Source organism: Marinobacter sp. EhC06 (genome assembly GCF_001650915.1).
GTDB lineage: Bacteria > Pseudomonadota > Gammaproteobacteria > Pseudomonadales > Oleiphilaceae > Marinobacter.
In genome coordinates, this window is sequence record NZ_LXYO01000023.1 from 637,145 (window position 1) to 659,303 (window position 22,159).

18 protein-coding genes are annotated in these 22,159 nt (G+C 59.9%); 13 read left to right on the forward strand and 5 right to left on the reverse strand.

Features of this window, described 5'->3' with window-relative positions; all coding sequences use genetic code 11:
• Complete coding sequence (locus A8B84_RS12820; protein WP_064229539.1) at positions 1 to 1,113, forward strand: NADH:flavin oxidoreductase; 1,113 nt, start codon at positions 1 to 3, stop codon at positions 1,111 to 1,113.
• 156 nt (positions 1,114 to 1,269) lie between these two features.
• Positions 1,270 to 1,575 (forward strand): outer membrane protein assembly factor BamE, encoded by a 306-nt coding sequence (gene bamE / locus A8B84_RS12825; protein ID WP_082905181.1) that lies wholly within the window; start codon positions 1,270 to 1,272, stop codon positions 1,573 to 1,575.
• Between the two features lie 50 nt (positions 1,576 to 1,625).
• Here bamE and pntB read toward each other — a convergent pair whose 3' ends face one another.
• The 3 genes from pntB to A8B84_RS12840 form a co-directional block, all read right to left on the reverse strand.
• Positions 1,626 to 3,017, reverse strand: a complete 1,392-nt coding sequence (pntB, locus tag A8B84_RS12830; protein ID WP_064229541.1) for a Re/Si-specific NAD(P)(+) transhydrogenase subunit beta — start codon at positions 3,015 to 3,017, stop codon at positions 1,626 to 1,628.
• 12 nt (positions 3,018 to 3,029) lie between these two features.
• Positions 3,030 to 4,607 (reverse strand): Re/Si-specific NAD(P)(+) transhydrogenase subunit alpha, encoded by a 1,578-nt coding sequence (locus A8B84_RS12835; protein WP_064229542.1) that lies wholly within the window; start codon positions 4,605 to 4,607, stop codon positions 3,030 to 3,032.
• A 104-nt stretch (positions 4,608 to 4,711) separates the two neighbouring features.
• On the reverse strand, positions 4,712 to 5,344 hold the full coding sequence (locus tag A8B84_RS12840) for a TetR family transcriptional regulator (RefSeq protein ID WP_064229543.1): 633 nt from the start codon (positions 5,342 to 5,344) through the stop codon (positions 4,712 to 4,714).
• A 236-nt stretch (positions 5,345 to 5,580) separates the two neighbouring features.
• On the opposite strand from A8B84_RS12840, the gene A8B84_RS12845 reads away from it, so the two are divergent.
• The 10 genes from A8B84_RS12845 to A8B84_RS12890 all read left to right on the forward strand — a co-directional run bounded on the left by A8B84_RS12845 (position 5,581) and on the right by A8B84_RS12890 (position 19,621).
• Positions 5,581 to 7,164, forward strand: a complete 1,584-nt coding sequence (locus tag A8B84_RS12845; protein ID WP_064229544.1) for a flavin-containing monooxygenase — start codon at positions 5,581 to 5,583, stop codon at positions 7,162 to 7,164.
• 117 nt (positions 7,165 to 7,281) lie between these two features.
• Entirely contained in the window at positions 7,282 to 8,343 is a 1,062-nt protein-coding gene (locus A8B84_RS12850; RefSeq protein WP_064229545.1) for a putative zinc-binding metallopeptidase, read from the forward strand.
• Between the two features lie 14 nt (positions 8,344 to 8,357).
• Complete coding sequence (locus A8B84_RS12855) at positions 8,358 to 9,818, forward strand: circularly permuted type 2 ATP-grasp protein (RefSeq protein ID WP_064229546.1); 1,461 nt, start codon at positions 8,358 to 8,360, stop codon at positions 9,816 to 9,818.
• 1 nt (position 9,819) lies between these two features.
• A complete protein-coding gene (locus A8B84_RS12860; protein ID WP_064229547.1) occupies positions 9,820 to 10,758 on the forward strand; it encodes an alpha-E domain-containing protein in 939 nt (312 codons plus the stop codon).
• A gap of 35 nt (positions 10,759 to 10,793) precedes the next feature.
• Entirely contained in the window at positions 10,794 to 14,096 is a 3,303-nt protein-coding gene (locus tag A8B84_RS12865; RefSeq protein ID WP_064229548.1) for a DUF2126 domain-containing protein, read from the forward strand.
• A 167-nt stretch (positions 14,097 to 14,263) separates the two neighbouring features.
• Positions 14,264 to 16,690: a circularly permuted type 2 ATP-grasp protein gene (locus A8B84_RS12870; RefSeq protein WP_413772196.1), complete on the forward strand. Its 2,427-nt coding sequence runs from the start codon at positions 14,264 to 14,266 to the stop codon at positions 16,688 to 16,690.
• 10 nt (positions 16,691 to 16,700) lie between these two features.
• Positions 16,701 to 17,654: a transglutaminase family protein gene (locus A8B84_RS12875; protein WP_064229550.1), complete on the forward strand. Its 954-nt coding sequence runs from the start codon at positions 16,701 to 16,703 to the stop codon at positions 17,652 to 17,654.
• A gap of 115 nt (positions 17,655 to 17,769) precedes the next feature.
• A complete protein-coding gene (locus A8B84_RS12880; RefSeq protein ID WP_064229551.1) occupies positions 17,770 to 18,393 on the forward strand; it encodes a MarC family protein in 624 nt (207 codons plus the stop codon).
• A 36-nt stretch (positions 18,394 to 18,429) separates the two neighbouring features.
• A complete protein-coding gene (locus A8B84_RS12885) occupies positions 18,430 to 19,014 on the forward strand; it encodes a gamma-glutamylcyclotransferase (RefSeq protein ID WP_064229552.1) in 585 nt (194 codons plus the stop codon).
• 151 nt (positions 19,015 to 19,165) lie between these two features.
• Positions 19,166 to 19,621 (forward strand): hypothetical protein, encoded by a 456-nt coding sequence (locus A8B84_RS12890; RefSeq protein WP_064229553.1) that lies wholly within the window; start codon positions 19,166 to 19,168, stop codon positions 19,619 to 19,621.
• On the opposite strand, the gene A8B84_RS12895 is transcribed toward A8B84_RS12890, so the two are convergent.
• Positions 19,599 to 20,528 carry a DMT family transporter gene (locus A8B84_RS12895; RefSeq protein WP_064229554.1) on the reverse strand — a complete coding sequence of 310 codons (930 nt, stop codon included), beginning with the start codon at positions 20,526 to 20,528 and terminating at the stop codon, positions 19,599 to 19,601. The two genes, A8B84_RS12890 and A8B84_RS12895, sit on opposite strands and share 23 nt — an antisense overlap.
• Positions 20,529 to 20,756: 228 nt before the next feature.
• Here A8B84_RS12895 and A8B84_RS12900 point away from each other — a divergent pair, with 228 nt between their 5' ends.
• A complete protein-coding gene (locus A8B84_RS12900; protein ID WP_064229555.1) occupies positions 20,757 to 21,713 on the forward strand; it encodes a LysR family transcriptional regulator in 957 nt (318 codons plus the stop codon).
• Here A8B84_RS12900 and tsaA read toward each other — a convergent pair.
• Positions 21,679 to 22,158, reverse strand: coding sequence for a tRNA (N6-threonylcarbamoyladenosine(37)-N6)-methyltransferase TrmO (gene tsaA, locus A8B84_RS12905; RefSeq protein WP_064229556.1), 480 nt, complete (start codon positions 22,156 to 22,158; stop codon positions 21,679 to 21,681). The genes A8B84_RS12900 and tsaA overlap by 35 nt on opposite strands.
• Position 22,159: the final 1 nt, after the last annotated feature.

Here is a 22,159-nt window from a genome sequence, read left to right on the forward strand (position 1 = left end):
ATGACCATGAATCTTGGCCCGCTTTTCGAACCGTTTGAACTCCATAACCTCAAACTACGAAACCGTGTGGCTATGGCGCCCATGACCCGTAACTTCTCGCCGGATGGCGTTCCGGGAGAGGACGTGGTGGCCTATTACCGTCGCCGTGCCGAGGCGGGTGTGGGCCTGATCATCACCGAAGGCACAACCGTCAATCACCCGGCTGCCAATGGTTACCCGAACGTACCGGCTTTTCATGGCACCGAGGCTCTTGAAGGCTGGAAGAACGTCGTCGACGCAGTGCACGAGGCCGGTGGCAGGATTTTCCCGCAGCTTTGGCACGTGGGTGCCGTCAGGAAGGAGGGTACGCCTCCGGATCCCTCTGTTCCCGGTTACAGCCCGTCTGGCCTGTTTGCTCCTGGCAAGCCCAATGGCAAAGCCATGAGTAAAGAAGATATCGAGGATGTTGTCACCGCGTTTGCTGATGCAGCCCAAGATGCAAAGGCGCTCGGTTTTGACGGTGTGGAAATTCACGGCGCCCATGGTTACCTGCTGGACCAGTTCCTGTGGGAAGGCACCAACCAGCGGGAGGACGAATACGGCGGCTCTATGGAAAACCGACTGCGTTTCGTAGTGGAGATTGTGGAAGCCGTCCGTCACCGCGTCGGCCCGGACTTCCCGATCATGCTCCGGTTCTCCCAGTGGAAGCAGCAGGATTACGAAGCCAAACTGGTTGATAGCCCTGAGGAACTGGAACGGTTCCTGAAGCCACTGGTGGAAGCCGGTGTGGACATTTTCCACGCCTCCACCCGCCGTTTCTGGGAGCCGGAATTTGAAGGCTCGGATCTGAATCTCGCAGGCTGGACCCAGAAGCTCTCCGGCAAGCCGACCATGTCCGTGGGCAGTGTCGGGCTGACCGAAGATTTCATCAGCGGCACCTTTGCCAGCAAGCAGGAAGCGGTTGAAAAAGCCGGAATCGATGAACTGGTGGAGCGGATGAACAACCACGAGTTCGAGCTGATTGCCGTTGGCCGGGCGCTTCTGCAGGATCCAGAGTGGCTGATCAAGGTGAAAGAAGGCCGCCTGAACGAAGTGGAATCCTTCGCCAAGAAGTCCCTCGCCAAGCTGTATTGATTATCCCCTTCGATCGGACGATCGAAACCTGCCGCAGAGTCCTCGGGCCTGCGGCTTTTTTGTGTTCGCTAAATCTGTCGTCTTCGTAATCGCGTCTGCTCATAGACACGCTATGATGGGTGAAATTCACCCGAATATGAGGGGATCCGTATGTCGATGATTGGTTCGGTTAAAACGCTGTGCGTGGTTTTGGTGATGGCGGCCATGGTGGGCTGTGCGACCGTCGGGAAAGACTTCGCCACCCACAATGTGGACCAGATCCAGATTGGTGAAACCACCCGGGCCGATATTCAGGAGATGTTCGGCGAGCCGTGGCGCACCGGGATCGAAGACGGCAAACGCACCTGGACCTATGGCAAGTACAAGTGGTCTGCCTTCGGTGAAGCGGAAACAACCGACCTGGTGGTTCGGTTCAACCAGGACGGCACCGTGTCGTCCTACGTATACAACACCACCGAATAACTCCCCAAGTAAACAGGCGCGGGGCTGCCTTCAGCCCCGCAGACCTTCCTCTAGCCCCGCAGACCACTGACCAGCTTGTCGATGCTTTCCTTGGCATCGCCAAACAGCATGCGTGCGTTGTCCTTGAAGAACAGTGGGTTCTCCACCCCGGAATAACCGGTGGCCATGCCCCGTTTGAGGATAACCACCTGGTGGGCCTTCCAGACCTCCAGCACCGGCATGCCGGCAATCGGGCTGCCCGGGTCTTCAGCGGCGGCAGGGTTCACGGTGTCGTTGGCGCCGATGACCAGCACTACGTCGGTATTCGGGAAGTCGTCGTTGATCTCGTCCATTTCCAGCACGATGTCATAGGGCACGTGGGCTTCCGCCAGTAGCACGTTCATATGGCCCGGCAGGCGGCCCGCCACCGGGTGGATGCCGAAACGCACATTCACCCCACGGTCCCGAAGGATTTTAGTCATTTCGCTGACGCCATTCTGTGCCTGGGCCACCGCCATGCCATAACCGGGAACGATGATTACCGACTGGGCGTTACGTAGTTCTTCACAGACGTCATCGACACTGGATTCGTGCACCGTCTGGTCAGAATCGGCTGCGGCCGAGCTGCTGCTGGTCTGGCCGAAGCCACCGAGAATCACGCTGATGAACGAGCGGTTCATAGCCTTGCACATGATGTAGCTGAGAATGGCACCGCTGCTGCCCACCAGGGCACCAACGACAATCAGCAGGTCATTGCCCAACATGAAACCGATGGAAGCGGCTGCCCATCCGGAGTAACTGTTAAGCATGGACACCACCACCGGCATGTCGGCGCCGCCAATAGCCATGATCAGGTGAATGCCGAGGACCGAGGCAATGGCGGTCATCAGGATCAGGGCAACAATACCCAGTGCCATGCTTTCAGTACCCAGGAACCAGGCCCCGAGCAAGACGCAGACAATGATCGCTGCCAGATTCATCAGGTGCCGGCCCGGAAGGGTCAGCGCCTTGCTGTCGATTCGGCCGTCCAGTTTGCCGCAGGCCACCAGTGAACCGGTGAAGGTAATGGCACCGATGAATATGCCGACAAACACTTCCACCAGTTTGATGGTGTGCTCGGTACCGGAGGTGGCAATCAGCGGCTCGATGTAGCCGGAAAAGCCTACCAGCACCGCGGCCAGACCCACAAAACTGTGGAGCAGGGCCACCAGCTGCGGCATCTGGGTCATTTCCACTTTGTTGGCGATGGGGATGCCAATGCCGACACCGAGCAACACGGCAATGATGATGGCGGTGATGCCTCCGTCTACGCTGGCCAGGGTAGCCCCCACCGCGATGATAATGCCGGCGACGCCGTAGAGATTACCGCGCCGGGCCGATTCCTGGTGGCTGAGGCCACCCAGGCTGAGAATAAACAAGATACTTGCGACCACGTAGGCCACGCTCACCAGTCCTGTGCTCATATCGGGCGTCTCCTACTTGCGGAACATTTTGAGCATGCGATGGGTGACCCGAAAGCCACCGCCCACGTTGATGCTGGCGATCAGCACCGCGACAAATGCCATGATGCCAACGGCAATATTCTCCGCCTGGGCCAGATGAAGAATGGCGCCTATCACGATGATGCCGCTGATGGCGTTGGTGACGCTCATCAGGGGGGTGTGCAGAGAAGGCGTCACATTCCAGATCACCTGCCAGCCAATAAAGCAGGCCAGTACGAACACGGTGAAGTGTTGCAGGAAGCTTTCCGGCGCGTGGGCGCCCACTCCATAGAGTGCCAGTGCCGTGACCACTAACAGCGCGCCTTTGCCGATCAGGCTGCGACGGTCTGCATCCTTCTTGGCGGCGGCTTTTGCTTCGGCTGAAGGCTCCTCGGTGCCCGGTGCGGGCTTCGGGCTGACCGGCGATTCAGGTTTTGGTGGTGGCCAGGTGATGTCGTTCTCGTTCACCACCGTCAGACCACGGATGACTTCGTCTTCCATGTTCACCAGTGGCTGGCCGTCCTTCTCCGGTGTCAGCTCGGTGAGCAGGTGCACCAGGTTGGTGGCGTACAGATCACTGGCCACCTTGGCCATGCGGCTGGGCAGATCGGTGTAGCCGATCAGGGTAACGCCGTGTTGATGGGCGACTTTGCCGGGTTCGGTCAGTTCGCAGTTGCCGCCTCGCTCGGAGGCCAGATCCACGATCACGCTGCCGGGCTTCATGGATTTCACCATGTCGGCGGTGATCAGTTTCGGTGCCGGTTTACCCGGAATCAGGGCGGTAGTGATGATGATATCCACCTCTTGCGCCTGTTCCGCAAACAGCGCCATCTCGGCCTTGATGAACTCGTCGCTCATCTGCTTGGCGTAACCACCGCTGCCGCTGCCATCCTCATTCTCGAAGTCCAGAACTAGGAACTCGGCCCCCATGCTCTCGACCTGTTCCTTCACCTCAAGACGGGTATCGAAAGCTCGAACGATAGCGCCCATGCTGTTGGCGGCGCCGATCGCCGCCAGGCCTGCCACCCCGGCACCGATCACCATGATCTTCGCCGGTGGCACCTTGCCTGCGGCCGTTACCTGCCCGGTAAAGAAACGTCCGAAGTGATTCGCCGCCTCGATCACCGCCCGATAGCCGGCAATGTTGGCCATGGCACTGAGGGCGTCCATTTTCTGGGCGCGGCTGATGCGGGGCAGGCTGTCGATGGCGAAAGACGTGATCTTTCTGGCGGCCAGCTTTTCCAGCAGTTCCGGATTCTGGGCCGGCCAGATGTAGCTGACCAGAAACGCACCCTCTTTCATCAGATCAGCTTCGTGTTTGCCCAGTGCAGGATTCTCCATGGGCGCCCGGACCTTCAGGATAAAGTCCGCCTCTTTCCACAGCGAGCTGGTGTCCGCTGCGATGGCTGCGCCCACTTTCTCATAGGCCGCATCGGAGTAATTCGCCGCCTCGCCGGCGCCGCCTTCGACGATCACGTCGTAACCAAGTCCGATTAGCTTGTGAACAGAGGGTGGCGTGGCGGCAACCCGCCGCTCGTCCTCAAAGATTTCCTTGGGGATACCGATTTTCATTATTGGTTTGCCTCCGGATTTCCCGATCAATCACTTGTTCTGGTTATCTACATACTAGTGCAGGTTGCCAGATCTGCCCGGAAAGCGGAGTTATCAGAGGTATATCAGCTCTGCCTGAGGGCGAGGCGTTCGACTTCCGTTTGCGACAGGTGATCAAGCATCGCACCCCGGAATTGCCGGTTGATGAAGTGTTCTGTTTCGGTCTGGATGGTTTCGCGCTGGGCAGGTTTCTCGATGTAGTCCATGGCCCGGAAAAGGATGTAGCGGATGGTCATGCGGGAGATTTCATGAATGGTCTCGGGCGGCACGGCGCTCACCAGTTGCCGCTCGATAATGTCTTCGGCCATTTCCCGGGCACTGGCTTCAAGCTGTGATTCCAGGGCCCGGCGCAGTATCGGGGAAGGGCCGTGGAGTTCCCTCACGGCCACCGTCGTTGCCGCCGGATTGGCCAGGAAGTAGTGGTACACAAATGCCACCGTATCCCGCGAGGCCTGTTCGGAAGAATCCGCCATCTGCCGCAGATCCCGGACACCGGCTTTCATCTCCTCGGCAATGTAACCCAATACCTGCAGGCCGAATTCATCCAGGCTTTTGAAGTGTCGGTAAAACGTATTCGGATTCAGCCCCGCTTCCCGGGCAAGCTCCCGCAGTCCCAGCGACGTCAGGCTCCGGGTTTCGGTAATCAGCCTAAGCGCAGCCTGGATGAGTTTCAGCTTTCCGCCGGTTAATGCGTTCATCTTTTCCTCTATACAGGGATGTGCCGCAAGGAGCGTGTTTTGGAAGCCCTTCCCACAAATGACCAGCCCCCCAATCAGAGCCCGCCGTAAAGGCCAAGTACCAGTCAACCGAGGCCAATCACCGAGCAGGCAGTATACGACTGTCTACTTCCCTGTGTATACATGTGTCTACCAGTCATCATGGCCAACCAGACAACAACAGACAAGGTCAAAAAGGCCAACACAGGAGTGCAGCAATGACACAGAACACACAGATCGCCATCATCGGCACCGGCTTCTCCGGCCTGGGTATGGCCATCAAACTCAAGGAAGCCGGTTACAACGACTTCGTGATCCTGGAGCAGAGTGACGACATTGGCGGCACCTGGCACCAGAACCACTACCCGGGGTGTGCCTGTGATGTGCAGTCTGCACTCTACTCCTTCTCCTTCGAACAGAACCCGAACTGGAGCCGGATGTACGCCCAGCAGCATGAGATAAAGGCTTACCTGAAACACTGCGCCGAGAAGTACGGGCTGATGAAGCATATCAAGCTGAACACCCATGTGGCCGGGGCGCGATTTGACGAGAACCGCCAGTGGTGGACCCTTGAGACCTGTGACAGTCCGGCGCTGTGGGCGTACATGCAGGAGAAGGGCGTGAAGCCGGGAGACTGGTTGGATCGCTCCGATAAGGGGCTGCCGGAATTCACCACGTTGAGGGCGGATATCCTTGTTTCCGGGATGGGGGGGCTGAGCACCCCGGCCTATCCGGAGATCAAAGGGATCGAATCCTTCACTGGCAAGCGTTTTCATTCCCAGGACTGGGACCACGACTACGACTTGCGCGGCAAGCGGGTGGCGGTGATCGGCACCGGTGCTTCGGCCATCCAGTTTGTTCCGGAGGTGGCGAAGCAGGCGGCAAGGGTGGACCTTTACCAGCGCACGCCACCCTGGATCATGCCCAAGCCGGATCGGGCTATCAGGCCGCTGGAAAAGCGGCTGTTCCGGGTGTTCCCGCAAACACTCAATGCCTTCCGTCAGAGTATTTACTGGTCACTCGAGGCCCGGGTGCTGGGCTTTGTGGGTAACCCCCGTATTCTGAAGCTTGGTGAACTGCAGGCCCGCCGGCATATTCGCAACCAGATTCCGGACAAGGCGCTTCGCAAAAAAGTTACCCCGGATTTCCATTTTGGCTGCAAGCGGGTACTGATCTCCAACAACTACTATCCGACCCTGGCGCAGGATCATGTCGATGTGGTGACCGAGGGTATCCGAGAGGTGCAGGGCAACACCGTGATCGACGGCCAGGGTAATGAGCGGCAGGTGGATTGCATCATCTACGGCACCGGCTTCCGGGCCCAGGACCCGATCCCCGCAGGCATGATCTTTGGGCGCAGTGGCCAGGACCTGCTGGACGCCTGGAAGGACGGCGCTGAAGCCTACAAAGGCACCACCGTCAGTGGCTTCCCGAACTTCTTTATGCTGATGGGACCGAACACCGGTCTCGGCCACAGCTCTATGGTGTATATGATCGAAAGTCAGATCCAGTACGTGCTGGATGCCCTGCAACAGATGCGCCGGCAGCAATGGAGCAGCATGGAAGTGAAGCCGGACGCCCAGAGCCGCTACAACGCTTCTATTCATGCGAAGTTGGGTGACTCGGTATGGCAGACCGGTTGCAAGAGCTGGTACGTCAACGAAAACGGTAAGAACACGACCCTATGGCCGGGTTTTACCTGGCAGTTCCGGAACCAGACGCGGCGCTTCGACGCAGAGCGGTATCTGTGTAAAGGCGCCAGTGACAGCGTTGCCGGAGTTGATCCTGCCATGGCCATCTAGCATCGGAGCAGCGGGGGCATTTCAGCCGGCTTTTAACGGTGGATAAGTTGCGTTTTGGCCCGGATAGCCAATACTTGAAGCAACGGTCTTGCCGGTATCGGCCAAGGATGTCCCCCAATGAAGCTGTTTCACTGCGGCCGATGCGCCAACCTGCTTTATTTCGAAAACAGCTGCTGTACCAGTTGCGGAGCAAACCTTGGCTTCGCGCCGGATGTGATGGATCTGGTGGCGATCGATCCGAAGGGTAACGATACCTGGGAAGAGGTCACCGCCAGCGATCAATACCGTCTATGTGGTAACTACCAGAACCAGGGCGCCTGCAACTGGCTGGTGCCTGGCTCTGATTCACACGCTTTCTGCGTTGCCTGCCGTCTTAATCGCACCATTCCCGACCTGAGCACCTTCCGGAACCACGATCTGTGGGTGCGGCTGGAGAAAGAGAAACGTCGCCTGGTCTATTCATTGTTGCGCCTGAAGCTGCCTTGCGAGCCCCGGCAGGAAGACCAATACGGCTTGAACTTCGATTTTCTTGCGGACCAGCCGGCGATGTTTGATGAGCGGTCGAAGGTAAAAACCGGCCACGCAAATGGCGTGATCACCATGAACATTGCCGAGGCCGACCCGGTGGAACGGGAGCGGAGGCGCAGCCAGATGGCCGAGCCATACCGCACTGTTCTGGGGCATTTCCGTCACGAATCGGGTCATTACTACTGGGACCTGCTGGTGCGGTCCGGGCCATGGCTTGGGTCGGTTCGGGAGATGTTTGGTGACGACACCAGAGACTACAAACAGGCGATGGACCAGCATTACCAGTACGGCCCGCCCGGTGACTGGCAAAGCTGGTATATCAGTGCCTACGCCAGTAGCCATGCCTGGGAAGACTGGGCGGAGACCTGGGCACATTACCTGCATATGGTGGATACATTGGAAACCGCCTGGCAGTTCGGGATGCGAGTCAACGCCCGCCAGAGCCCGGTAATGAACAGCGAACCAGACCCTGCGTTTGATCCCTACCAGGCCGACGATTTCGATGCACTGATCAAGCACTGGTTACCCCTGACGCTTGCGCTCAACAGCCTGAACCGAAGCATGGGGCATGACGATGCCTACCCCTTCGTGCTGGCGGCTCCGGTGGTGGAGAAGCTCCGCCTGGTACACCGAATAGCTCACGGTGGTTAACGAAAGGACCCCAAATGAAAAAGAACAAATCGATTGACTGGAAAAACTATGATCCCAACGACTTCTTCGATGAGCTGATTGCCGCCAAGGGCAAGCCCCGGCCTGCGGCCACGGCGATTACCGACTACCTGGGCAACCTTGACTCCGAGGAGATCCAGGCGCGCCAGCAGGCGGCTGAACTGGCGATATTGGAGATGGGGATCAGTTTCACCATCTACAGCGAGGGCGAAAACATCGACCGGGCCTGGCCCTTCGACATCATCCCCCGGGTGATTTCGCTTCGGGAGTGGGAAACCATCGAGCAGGGCCTGGCGCAGCGCCTGACGGCCCTCAACATGTTCATCAACGACATCTACAACGACCAGAACATCGTCAAGGACAAGGTCATCCCCAAGTATGTGTTCGCCAACTCCAAGAACTTCCGCGAGCAGTGCCGGGGGTTCACGCCGCCTTTGGGAGTCTGGGCGCACATCTGCGGATCGGATCTGGTGCGGGACAAAGACGGCACCGTGTATGTCCTTGAGGACAACCTGCGGGTTCCCTCGGGCGTCTCCTACATGCTGGAGAACCGGCAGCTGACCAAGCGGGTGTTCCCGGAGCTTTTCGACAACACCAACATCCTCCCGGTGGATGACTACACCAACCAGTTGTTCGACATGCTGGCTTCGATTTCGCCCCGGCCCCAGGACCATCCGAAAATTGCGGTGCTGACCCCGGGTATTTTCAACTCCGCCTATTTCGAGCATTCCTTCCTGGCTCAGCGCATGGGCGCCGAACTGGTGGAAGGGGCCGACCTGGTGGTTGGCGAGGATGACTGTGTCTACATGCGCACGGTTGAGGGGCTTGAGCGGGTGGATGTGATCTACCGGCGCATTGATGACGATTTCCTGGACCCGGAGGAGTTCCGCGCCGATTCCACCCTGGGCGTGCCGGGCCTCATGCGAGCCTGGCGCAACGGCAAGGTTGGCTTGGCCAATGCGCCCGGTGCCGGCGTGGCCGACGACAAGGTCATCTACGCGTTCGTTCCGGACATGATTCGCTATTACCTCGACGAAGAGCCCATCATCCCGAACGTGCCCACCTGGATGTGTGTGAACAAGCAGGACCAGGAGTATGTTCTCGAACACCTTGATGAACTGGTGGTTAAACCGGCGAACGAGTCCGGGGGCTACGGCATGCTGGTGGGGCCGCATTCCACCAAGAAGCAGCGCACCGAGTTTGCCCGGCTGATCAAGAAGAACCCGCGCAACTACATCGCCCAACCCACCCTGAACCTGTCCGTGGCGCCGACTCTTTGCGACGAAGGCCTGGCGCCCCGTCACCTGGATCTCAGGCCCTTCGTCTTGCAGGGCGTCAGAACCTACGTAACGGCCGGTGGGCTTACACGGGTGGCGATGCGCAAAGGCTCCCTGGTGGTGAACTCTTCCCAGGGCGGTGGAAGCAAGGATACCTGGATTGTGGACGAGGAGAACTGATGTGCTGTCACGTGTAGCGGAACGACTGTACTGGATGGCCAGATACCTTGAGCGGGCCGAGAACAACGCCCGGATGATCATGGCCTTCAATTCCCTGGCGCTGGACATGCCCCGGGAAACCCAGCTGTCCTGGAAGGGACTGGTGGCGGTTACCGGCATGGGCGCGTTGTTTGATCAGCACCATCAGAAGGCCGATGAACGCAACTGCGTGAAGTTTCTGATGGCGGATGGTTACAACCCGAGTTCCATAGCCTCCTGTATCAAGGCCGCCCGGGAGAATGTCCGTACCACCCGGGACCAGATCCCCACCGACGCCTGGGAGGTGATCAACGAGCTGTACCGGTACATTCTGGAGCACATAGACCAGGGGATCGGTAAACGGGCGAGATACGAATTTCTGAACGAGATTGTGGGTCGCTGCCAGATGCTCAATGGCTTGCTGGCCGGATGTATGAGTCACGATACGGGGTACGACTTTATCCGGGTTGGACGAAACCTTGAGCGGGCGGACATGGCCACGCGGCAGATTGAAGTCGGCGCTCTGCAGTTCCTGGATGGCTGGGATGGCACCGAAACCTATGGCGGGCTGTTGTGGACCAGCGTGCTGCGTTATCAGAGTGCTTTCCAGATGTACCGTCATAACGTGCGGCGTAAGGTCAGCGGGCCTCTGGTCATTCGCTTCCTGCTACAGAACGAGCCGTTCCCGCGGTCGGTACTGCACAGCCTCAGCGAAGTGGCCGGTGCCCTGGGCCGTCTGCCAAGGAACGAGATTCCGTTACGCACGGCATTGCAGGCAGTACGTCATACCCGGGAGGGCGACGTGGATGCACTGATCCGCAAGGAAGACGTGATCCTGTTCCTGGAAAACCTGCAATTGGAGATCGGTGAGCTTCACGACGACATTGCAGAGACCTGGTTTCCTGTCTACGAGACAGCCTGAAACTCCCAATTCTATTCGCCCGCGAGATAGGTTCCATGTCGATTCATGTTGCCCTGAGCCATACCACCCACTATCGCTATGAGCGCCCGATCACCCTGGGGCCCCAGATCGTTCGTCTGCGTCCCTGTCCGCACGCGCGAACCCGGATTCTGAGCTATTCACTGAAGGTTGAGCCCGACGGTTACTTCCTGAACTGGCAACAGGACCCGCAGGCCAATTATCTGGCCCGTCTGGTGTTCCCGGAAAAAACGGGCGAGCTGAAGATCACGGTGGATCTGGTTGCCGAGATGGCCGTGATCAACCCGTTCGATTTCTTCCTGGAACCCCGGGCGGAGACCATTCCCTTCGACTACGAGGAATGGCAGACCGCAGAGCTTGCACCCTATTTGCAGAAACTGCCGGAGACGCCGGAGTTCCGGAAATGGGTGGCCTCTATCGACCGCACGGAAACCCCCAGTGTGGATTTCCTGGTGGGTGTGAACCAGCGTGTTGCCGATCGAATCGACTACCTGATCCGGATGGAGCCGGGTGTACAGACCCCGGAAGAAACCCTGAAAAAAGGCTCCGGCTCCTGTCGGGATTCCACATGGTTGCTGGTTCAGACGCTCCGTCACCTGGGCTTGGCGGCGCGGTTCGTCTCCGGTTACCTGATTCAGCTCAAAGCGGACCAGAAAGCTTTGGACGGCCCGTCTGGCGCTGAGGAAGACTTCACCGATCTGCACGCCTGGTGCGAGGTCTTCCTGCCCGGCGCGGGTTGGATCGGTTTGGATCCGACCTCCGGTCTGTTTGCTGGGGAAGGGCACATTCCGCTGGCTTGCAGCCCCGATCCGTCCTCCGCGGCCCCGATTACCGGCATGGTGGAGGAGTCCGGAGTCGAGTTCGAGCACCAGATGAGCGTCCAGCGTATCTGGGAAGCACCTAGGGTGACCAAACCCTACACCGAGGACCAGTGGCAACGCATCGTCGGGCTGGGTCATGACGTGGACCAGCGTTTGACGGAGCTGGATGTGCGCCTGACCCAGGGCGGCGAACCCACGTTCGTGGCGAATCATGACCGCGACGAGCCTGAGTGGAACACCGAGGCCATGGGCCCCACCAAGCGCAAGAAAGCCATTGAGCTCTATCACCGGATGCGGGACCGGTATGGTGCTGGCGGGCTGGTGCACTTCGGCCAGGGCAAGTGGTATCCGGGAGAGCCGCTGCCCCGCTGGTCCCTGAACTGTTTCTGGCGCAAGGATGGCGAGCCGATCTGGCACGATGAGCGTTGGCTGGCGGATGAACGTACGGCGGGCAAGGCAACTCCGGAAGCGGCCCACCGGTTTCTGCAGGGATTGGCGACACAGTTGGGCGTTGATGAAGAACAGCTGTTCCCGGCATTTGAGGATGCCTTCTATTACCTGTGGCGGGAACGCCGGCTGCCGGTCAACGTCGATCCTTTTGATGCCAAACTCGAGAATGCCCTGGAGCGCAAGCAGCTCCAGCAGATTTTCAGCCGGGGTCTGGATGAGCCCGTTGGCTACGTGCTCCCTCTGCGCATCTCCGAAAAGGAACAGGCCTGGGAGACGGGCCCCTGGTTCCTGCGCAGCGAGCGCTGTTACCTGATTCCGGGCGGTTCTCCCATGGGCCACCGTCTGCCCCTGGATAGCCAGCCCTGGGTGGAAGAAGCCGATTACCCCTGGATACACGAGCAGGACCCCTTTGCGCCCCGTGGCCCTTTGCCCGCCAGCGAGGAGATCCGGCAATGGAACAGCCGGGGACAGACCGGGCAGGCATCGCCGGAACTGGAGCCGCCGAAAAAAGGAAAGTCGGCACCGGAGATTGTCCGAACGGCCCTGTGCGTGGAGCCCCGGGATGGCATTCTCCGTGTTTTCATGCCGCCGCTGGAGGAGCTTGAGCCCTATTTGGCATTGGTGTCAGCCATCGAGAAAACCGCCGCCGAGCTCAAGCAACCGGTATTGCTGGAGGGCTACGAGCCACCCTCGGACCCCCGGATCACCCATTTCCGGATCACCCCGGACCCGGGTGTCATTGAAGTGAATGTGCAGCCGGTCCGGACCTGGGACGAAATGGTGGAGCAGACCGAATCCCTGTACGCCGACGCCTACGAGTGCCGGCTGACCTCCGAGAAGTTCATGATGGACGGTCGCCATACCGGCACCGGTGGTGGCAACCATTTCGTCCTGGGCGCCCAGAAGGCAGAGGATTCGCCCTTCCTGCGACGTCCGGACCTATTACGCAGCCTGATCAGTTACTGGCATAACCACCCCAGCCTGTCCTACCTGTTCTCCGGCCTGTTTATCGGTCCCAGCTCCCAGGCGCCGAGAATCGACGAAGCCCGCAACGATCACGTGTTCGAAATGGAACTGGCATTCAGGGAGATGGAGCGGCTGTGCCCGGTGGGCAAGAAAGTCGCGCCCTGGGTGGTGGACCGGCTGCTCCGGGACCTGCTCACGGATGTGACCGGCAATACCCATCGGGCGGAATTCTGTATCGACAAGCTCTATTCCCCGGACGGCCCCGGTGGGCGCCACGGGTTGCTGGAATTGCGGGCCTTCGAGATGCCGCCCCATGCCCGGATGAGCCTGACCCAGCAACTGCTGTTGCGGGCGCTGGTGGCCAGATTCTGGGAGCAACCCTACAAGCCTTCCGGACTGGTTCGCTGGGGCACAGAACTGCACGATCGTTTCCTGCTGCCGCACTATGTCTGGCAGGATTTCGAGGACGTCATCGACGACATGAAAGCGCAGGGCTACCCGCTTGAGAGCGAATGGTTCGCGCCCCATTTCGAATTCCGGTTCCCCCGGATCGGCGACTACAAGGTCAAGGGCATTACCCTTGAACTGCGCTCGGCTCTGGAGCCCTGGCATGTCACGGGCGAGCATGGCGCTATTGGCGGCACGGCCCGGTACGTAGACTCCTCGTTGGAGCGCTTGCAGGTGAAGGTTCGTGGCGCTGCGCCGGATCGTTATCAGATCACCTGCAATCAGGTGCCATTGCCGCTGCAGGCCACCGGCATGGTGGGAGAATTCGTTGCGGGTGTGCGCTACCGGGCCTGGCAGCCGTCCCAGTGCATGCATCCAACCATTGGTGTGGATGGCCCGCTGGTGTTCGATATCGTGGATACCTGGAACGAACGCAGCCTCGGGGGTTGCGAGTACCACGTAACCCACCCCGGTGGCCGGAATTTCGAGACTCTGCCGGTGAATTCGTTCGAGGCCGAAGGCCGGCGTATGGCGCGTTTCTTCCGGATGGGTCACAGCTCAGGACAACAACCCCTGCGGCCGGTTCCGGAGCATCGGGAGTTTCCGTTTACCCTGGATCTGCGATATCACAAATAAGATGCCTGGACGTGTGGTTTGATGCTGGCTCCGGAGAGCAGAAAGCGGCTATGCTTCCAGCTCACTGACTAACGGAGCCTGTATTCAAGGTGGCGAAGCAGCACGCAGTAACTGACATCCTCCGCCAGTACCACCCGGTGCCGGATCGGTTCGATGAGCTTGGCTCCATGGGCTCCGGACCGAAGTCCCACTGGCGGCCATTGCTGCAGCAGCTCAACCTTGAGTCAGTCGACAGCCTCAATATCAGGGCCCAGGCTGTTTCCAATGCCATTGCCGAAGACGGCGTAACCTACAACGTCTACGAGGACCCTCGTGGAGATTCCCGGCCCTGGGAAGTGGATCTGCTTCCCCTGATCCTGGGCGCCGATGAGTGGCAGTGGCTATCGAAAGCGGTCGCCCAGCGTGCAGAACTTCTGGACAGCGTTCTGGCCGATCTGTACGGCGAGCAGTCGCTGTTAAAAGAAGGCCTCATGCCCCCCGCCCTGGTTTATGGTCAGGCGGGTTTCCAGTGGCCTTGTCAGGGGATTGAGCCAGCCGATGGCCGGTTCCTGCACCTGTATGCCGTGGATCTGGCGCGTGCGCCGGACGGCGGCTGGTGGGTGATGGCGGACAGAACCCAGGCGCCTTCCGGCGCGGGCTATGCACTGCAGAACCGGCTGGTGATTTCCCGGGCCTTCCCGGCGCCATTCCACAACCTGCCGGTGACCAACCTTTCGGAATTCTTCCAGGGTTTCCAGAACAGCCTGGCGGGCATGTCGCCAGCGGGAACCGAGTCGCCGCTGTGTGTGCTTCTGACCCCCGGCCGTTTCAACGAAACCTATTTCGAGCATGTGTTCCTTGCCCGCTACCTGGGCTTGCCCCTGGTTGAAGGCCAGGACCTGACCGTGCGTGATGACACGGTGTACCTGAAAACGCTCCAGGGGCTGCGGCGGGTACACGCCATTTATCGCCGGCTGGATGATGGCTTCTGTGATCCGCTGGAGCTTCGCGCCGATTCCGTGCTTGGCATTCCCGGGCTGCTGGGGGCGGTGCGGGCAGGCAAGGTGCTGATGGCCAATGCCCTGGGTTCCGGGGTTCTTGAAAGTGCGGCGCTATTCGGCTTTTTGCCGGAGATTTCCAAGAAGTTGCTGGGCTCACCTCTGGCCATGCCGTCAGTGGCGTCCTGGTGGTGTGGCGAGAAACCGGCCCTGGACTATGTCATCGAGCACCTGGACGAGCTGGTGATCAAGCCGGCGTTCGCGAGCATGCGAATGGAGCCGGTGTTCGGTTATCAGGTGAGGGGCGCAGAGCGGGACGCCCTGATTAAGAAGATGCATGCCCACCCCCATGCCTTTGTCGGGCAGGAGCTGGTGCACCTTTCCCAGGCGCCAGTCTGGAAGGGCGAGCGGGACCAGCCGTTGGCAACCCGGTCCATCGGCCTGCGGCTGTTCGCTGCGGCCACGCCCTCCGGCTGGCGGGTTATGCCCGGCGGGCTGACCCGGGTAGCCATGGACGAGGGCGTGGAGGTTATCTCCATGCAACGGGGTGGCTTGTCGAAGGATACCTGGGTGCAGGCCCGCTATACGGCTCCCTCCAAATCCCTGATCAAGAAACGGCTGCAGGTATCTGACCTGCTCGACGGCGAGCGGGACACGCCCTCCCGGGTGGGGGAAAACCTGTTCTGGATGGGTCGGCACTCGGAGCGGGCCGAGGCGACTGCCCGGTTATTGCGGGCGGCGTTCAACCGCCTGTCGGGCCACGATCAGGCCAGTGAGGAAGCCCTGCTCGGGCTGCAGCAGGCAGCCGAGCAGTTCGGAACGCTTCCGGAACCGGAAGAAGATGCGGTGCCGGAGCCGCTTCCCGGAATGTTGCTCAGGGCGGTCAGCGATCTCAAGTTTCCGGGCTCGATCGCGTCCATCCTTCAGGCCCTGTTGTTCAATGCCAGTCAGGTCCGGGACCGGCTGTCCTCCGACAACTGGCACACGCTCAATCGGGTGGGCAAGCCTCTGAGCCCGGCGCCAACCACGCCGGACCAGTCAATCCGGGCGCTGAATCTGGTGTTGCTGGACTGCATCTCACTGGCAGGCTTTGCCATGGATGACATCACCCGGGACGCCAGCTGGGTTTTCCTGGTCATCGGTCGGCGTCTGGAGCGCCTTGCCAATCTCTGTACCCTGATCTGCGTGCCACTGTTCAGTGACCGCTTCAGCCGCCACGCCATGCTTGAGTGGCTGCTGGAGGTGGCGAACTCGGAAGTGACCTACCGCACCCGATACCGCCGGACACCGGAACTTCTGGGCGTAGTCCATACCCTTGTGATCGACGCGAGCAACCCCCATTCGGTGATGTTCCAGCTGCGGCAGCTGCAGAAGGATCTGCCGGAGATGGGCCGGAAAACCGGTCAACTGTTTCCCCCGGACCTGAACGAATCGCTGCAGCGGCTTCAGGCGCTTGATCTGCATCCGTTTGAGCGCAAGCGCCCGGACAAAGCCTGTGAGGCCCTGGCGGAGCTGTTGTGCGACATCCGTTCCGAGGTCTATCGTGTATCGGATGAAATCCAGCGGCAGTGTTTCATTCACACCCGGTATTCCGACCGGCCTATGACACCGGATTGAGGCGCCTGTCATGACATTTGTCCGTTACCATGTGCGTCATGAGACCCTCTACCAGTACGATCAGGTGGTGGGGGAGTCCCACCATTTGCTGAGGCTCACGCCGCGGGCGCTGCCCTGGCAGAGGAATCTTGAGCATCATCTGGCGATCTCACCCGAACCTTCGGCAAGGCGCTCGTTTCTCGACTGCTTCGGAAACCGGATTACCAAGATTCATTTCACCGCCGACCACGAGTACCTGGGGATCATCAGCGAATTCTGGGTGGAGCTTCGTGAACGGCCAAAGCCCTCGGCAGCCGCTGCAAAAGTCCCCTGGGAAATCGTGCGCGACAGCCTGCGTTATCGCGCCGACAGGAAGTTCTCGCCGGACCATCTTCAGGCCACGGCCTTCCGGTTTGTGTCCACCAATGTGCCCATCGATTCGCAGTACGCCGCCTATGCCCGCGAGGCGTTTCTGCCGGGGCGCCCGCTGGTGGAAGCGGCGGAGGACCTGATGCGGATGATTCATCGCGACTTCCGCTTCGATGCGACGGCAACGGAAACCTTCACCCCGGTCGAGCAGGCGTTCAAGGCCCGTCGCGGGGTCTGCCAGGATTTCTCCCACATCATGATTGCCTGCCTGCGCTCGGTGGGCCTGGCGGCCCGTTACATGAGCGGTTATATCCTCACCCATCCGCCCGAGGGCAAGGAGCGTCTGGTCGGCGCCGATGCCACCCATGCCTGGGTGGCCATGTTCGTGCCGGATTTCGGCTGGCTGGAGCTGGACCCCACCAATGCCCTGAGGCCGGATCTGGAACACATCACCCTCGGCTGGGGCCGGGACTTTTCCGATATCACGCCGATGCGGGGCGTGCTGCTCGGCGGTGGCGACCATGAACCGGAGATTGCGGTCACCGTGGTGCCCGAGGAGGAGTTCGCCTCGCTGTACGCCGATGGCGAAACCTACCTGGAAGAACTCTCTCCCTGAACCGTCTGGTCGCTTTATTCCGGCTTGAGCCCCGCCATACGTTCACTTCCTTACGGCAGAAAATGTAGTAGCAAGCTATGCTTGCCCGCTTTCATTGACCGCTGGAATACCCGGAATGCTCGAAACCTTTTTCTCCACTTACATCAGCAGCACCATTCGCTTTCTGTTCCTGCTGGCGCCGTTTTTCGTGGTGACCATGTTCCTGGCGCTGACCCGGGGCCTGCCCGCAAGCGAGAAGACATCGATTATCCGCCGTGCCTGCGTTTCGGCATTTTTGATGGGTGTGATTCTGTTCTTTGCCGGTCCGTTGCTGTTCAGCGCTATTGGTATCACGCTTAATTCGTTTCGAATTGGTGCTGGCTGTCTGCTGTTCCTGACCGCCATCAGCCTGGTGACCAGTGGTACCCGCAATCATGCCACCGGACTGCCCGATGAGGATCGGGATGACATTGCAGTTGTGCCATTGGCCATTCCGGTGATGATTGGCCCGGCCACCATTGGTGCGATCATGGTGTACGGTGCCGAACTCAACCGGGTATCCGAAGTGGCCGGCGGGCTCCTGGGGCTGGTATCCAGCTTGCTGATCCTGGCGGTATTGCTGCACTTATCGGGTTACCTTGAGAAGGTGCTGGGCAAGACTGGCCTGAACATCATGTCCAAGATCAGTGGTCTGATTCTCTCCGCCATGGCCGCTGAAATCGTGCTGACGGGCATTGCAGGTTTTATCGCGTCCACCTAGAGTATTCCCCGTTCCGTTCTTGCTGCAGGGTGCCTGATGTCTGCCAATACCATTGAGCACAATCGCCAACGATACGATTTCGCGGGCGTAGAGTCGGTCTGGCTGTTTGGTTATGGCTCCCTGATCTACAAGGTCGATTTTCCCTTCCTGGAGCAGCGCCCGGCGTCGATTCGGGGCTGGGAGCGGCGGTTCTGGCAGGGATCGCACGACCACCGGGGAACCCCAGAGTCGCCGGGCCGGGTGGTCACCCTGGTCGAGAAGCCGAATGCTGTCTGCAAGGGCATGGCGTTCAGGGTGTCGCCCAATGTATTCGAACACCTGGATGTCCGGGAAAAGAACGGTTATCTGCGCCTGAGCACCACGCTTACCTTCGACGATGGCAGCCATGCCGAGGGTCTGGTTTATATTGCCACCGAAGACAACGAGGCCTTCCTGGGCCATGCGCCGGATGCCGATATTGCCCGCCAGATCGCCTCTGCCTCTGGCCCCAGCGGTCCCAATGCCGAGTATCTGCTGAGGCTGGCTGAATCGCTGCGCGCGCTTGGTGCCGATTGCCCCCACACCTTTGCCATTGAATCCCACCTGAAGTCTGCCGTTAAAAACGACACGCAGGGACATTAGAACGTCAAGCAGACCGGGCGTTTCGTAAAGATCCTGCAAAGCCGGCTTCGGGGCGCTGACATTCTCTCCCGGTTCGATAATCTGGGTTCAGAGGCATCCGGCACTGGGTCCGGATGCGAGATCTGTCTCTGAACAGAACGGGAGAATCATCATGAAGCGATTGTTGATCGGAAGCCTGGTAACGGCATTCCTGATGGCGTCTGCTCCGGTGATGGCCGACGACGATGACCGCCGGGGTCAGGGCTGGCAAAAACACCATGAACGCGGCAAAGCCGTACCTCCGGGCCACCAGAAAAAGTTCCTGCAGGCCCATTACCGCGACGACCGTTATAATCGACACCATCACAAGCCCCGGCACTACAAGCAGCATAAATGGGATCGAACACACCACGATCGCCATCGCTACCATGGCGACAAGCGCAAATGGGGCAAGAAGCACAAGCGCGATGTCTATCGCGACAGGCATGACCGCCGGCGTGACTGGGATCGCCACCATTCGGGCCACTACCGCATCAAGCTGGGCTATGGTGACGGATTGCCGCCGGAGGCCCGGATTGGTCGGATCATTTACGATACCTCTGTGCTCATTGACTCTTCCCGGCGCTGAGTAGGCCACCCCGGTTCCGGAGCCCCTGCCGCTCCGGGGCCGGATTGAACCCCCTCGCAGGCGCCTTGCGCCGATGCTGCAACCCGATCAGCAGCAAAGGCACCACGATCATCAGGCTGCCGGCCAGGAACCACAGGTCGGGCACCTCTCCGAACCAGATCCAGCCAATCCCCACGGCCCAGATCAGACCGGTGTACTCGGCGCTGGTGACCTGGTTGGCGTCCACCTGGCGGTAGGCCAGCAGTACGGTAATGTTGTAGCCCAGAATGAACAGGGCCGAACCCATGGCGCCGATCAGGATGCCCGAATCCCATTGCGCGCCTTCCCACCAGGCCAAGGCCCCGGCCGCTGGCAGAATCAGCAGGTAGTTCAGGAACAGTTTGTGGACGGTGCTCTGCTGTTTTGGCAGTTTCCGGACCAGCACGGCGTTGATGGCCAGGGCAAAGGCCGAGCCAAGGGCTGCCACGGCCGCCCAGTTGAATTCCACCGGCCGCAGGATGAGCACAATGCCGGCAAAGCCGCTGAAGACGGCGGTGACGCTCAGTGGTGTCAGCTTTTCCCGGAACAGGAACACAGAGAGCACCATCACCAGGATGGGCGCGGCATAGAAGACGGCGTTGGCAGTCGCCAGCGGCAGGTTACCCAGGGCTATCACCATGCACAGGATGCCGGCCAGGTGGATGTGGGCCCGGAAGGTGTGGATTTTCAGGCCGGCGAACAGGTTTTTCCGGTCCAGCTGTTTTGCCAGTGGCAGCAGAAAGGCCAGGGTGATCAGGCAACGCAGGAAGGCGAACTGGAAAACCGGCGCGCCGGGCTCGAGGAGTTTGATGAACACGTCAGAGATCAACGCCATGGCGTTGCCGATCACCAGCAGCAGGATGGCGCTGTTTACGGTTTTTCCTGACATTTTTTTCTCCTCAATTCTTCAACTTTGGGTGCATGAGCCCGGTCAGCAAATGGCTTCCGAAAACCGCTGCGAGTACATCCATGTACGCTTGCTCTCCGCCTTCCCTGGCTCCGAGCATTTTCGGAAGCCATTTCCTGCCCGGACTCCCCTAACTGGCTCAGGAATTCTATTTGGGTTTTAATATCCGATAAAATGATCTTTATTCGATAGCCATTAGAAAATTAGATAATGAAACTGCCACCCCTGAAAGCTCTGCCTGTCTTCGAAGCCGTTGCCCGTCTCAACAGCTTTTCCCTTGCTGCCGATGAGCTGGCGGTGAGCCAGAGTGCGGTTAGCCACCAGATCAAACAGCTGGAAACCTACCTTGGAGAGCAGCTGTTCTGGCGCAGTGGCCGGACGCTGTCGCTGACTGATCAGGGGCGCCAGTACCTGGATGCGGTCAGCTCAGCGTTGTTGCAGATTGAGCGGGCCAGTGAGCAGTTAGTGGGGCATGAGGAGGCCAGGATCCGGTTGTCGGTGTTCAGCTCGTTTGCCGTGCGCTGGCTGGTACCGCGGTTGCCTTACCTGCAGCGGCTGCATCCGCAGCTAGATCTGGCGCTTGAGATGAGCAGTGGGAACCCGGTGTTGTCGGACCGGGTGGCGGATTGTTTTATTACCATTCGCACGGATGCCTCCGCGTTCAGCTATGACAAGCTGTATGAGGAGCGGCTGTTTCCGGTTTGCAGTCAGGATTACTGGAAGCGTATGCGCCGGGAGCTGGGGCGGGATGATCAGCCGGAGCAGCGGGATGAGCCGCCGTTGTCGCCGGAGGAGCTGGCTCGGTTTCCGTTGCTGTCGACCCACAGTATTTTCGACCGTGCGGGCGGAGACTGGCAGGCGTGGTATGCGGCGGTGGATGAGCGCCTACCCGGCGCCGCGCGGGTGCAGCATTTCAGCCATATGCTGTTGGCGCTTGAGGCGGCACGGTTCCATCAGGGGGTGGCGCTGACCAACGACTACATGCTGAGTACGCGTCGGGATTCGGAAGATTTTGTGCGTCTGCCGGCCCATTCGGTGGCAACCGGTGACACCTTCTATTTTGCCTGGAAGACCAGCCGGCGGCAGGAGCGGGGGATCCAGACGCTTCGGCGCTGGCTGGTGGATGAGGCCATCAGGAGTCGGCTTTTGGCGGCGCCTTCGGGCTGAAGGCGCAGCGGTCTGGTTTGATGTCCAGCAGTGGCGTGCCATCCAGACAGTCCAGGCCGCGCACGATCAGGGTCCCTTTTTCTATACGAACCAGTTTGACCATGGACGTGCCAATCGGATTGGGCCGAACCGGGGAGCGCAGGGCAAAGGTGCCGAAGGTCTCGCCGTCGCTTCTGGGGCTTTGCCGGACCAGATCCCGGCGGCTCTGGTCCAGCCAGTAGAGCACCTCGATGGTGTCGTAGTCTTCGAGCCCCTTCAGCGCGTCGTGCCAGACAGGATCCAGAACCAGCTGGCATTCCGGTCCATCGAGGTTGCCCTGGCGAGGGCAATCCTTGCGATCACGCCAGGGGGTCCGGATGGCACCGATGAATCGCAACGTGGCGTCAGAGGCCGGTTCCAGTTCCACGGCCTCCTCATTGGGACGCAAATCTGCAAGATCGCTCATC